The 506-nt window shown below is 54.7% G+C and carries 1 protein-coding gene; it reads left to right on the plus strand.

The window, feature by feature from the left end; genetic code table 11:
• Positions 1 to 89: 89 nt before the first annotated feature.
• Positions 90 to 506, plus strand: a 417-nt coding sequence (locus tag JTI85_RS21140; RefSeq protein ID WP_255574986.1) for an FAD-dependent oxidoreductase, incomplete at its 3' end; no start/stop codon positions are given.

Consider the following 506-nt stretch of genomic DNA (forward strand, 5'->3'; position numbering starts at 1 on the left):
GAAAAAAGGATCTCGATCGCATTGCAATTCTTAACTACGACAAATAAAATCCGAGTCAATAATTCGTAGTCACCAGTGAGAAAACCCCAATGCGTAAACAAATTCTGATCGTCGGCGCCGGCTTTGCCGGTATGTGGGCAGCATTAAGCGCCGCACGACTGGCGGATAAACATCAGCAGGCCATTGATATTACAGTAATTGCGCCACAGCCAGAGCTGCGTGTCCGCCCACGTTTTTATGAAAGCGCCGTTCATACGCTGGTCGCACCACTGCAACCGCTGTTTGACGTTACCGGCGTCAACTTCCAGCAAGGTCACGTCGAGCAGATCCTCCCGGACTCTAAAGAGGTGAGCTGGAAAGATGCCAACGGTGACATTCATCTGCGCCGCTACGACCGCCTGGTGCTCGCCAGCGGAAGTCACGTAAACCGCGACGCCGTCACCGGTGCCGCCGAGCACGCGTTTGACCTCGACCAACTTGAGAGCGCCGCCGTACTGGAGCAGCAT

The sequence above is a fragment of the Citrobacter sp. Colony219 genome (assembly GCF_019382635.1).
Taxonomy (GTDB): domain Bacteria; phylum Pseudomonadota; class Gammaproteobacteria; order Enterobacterales; family Enterobacteriaceae; genus Citrobacter; species Citrobacter youngae.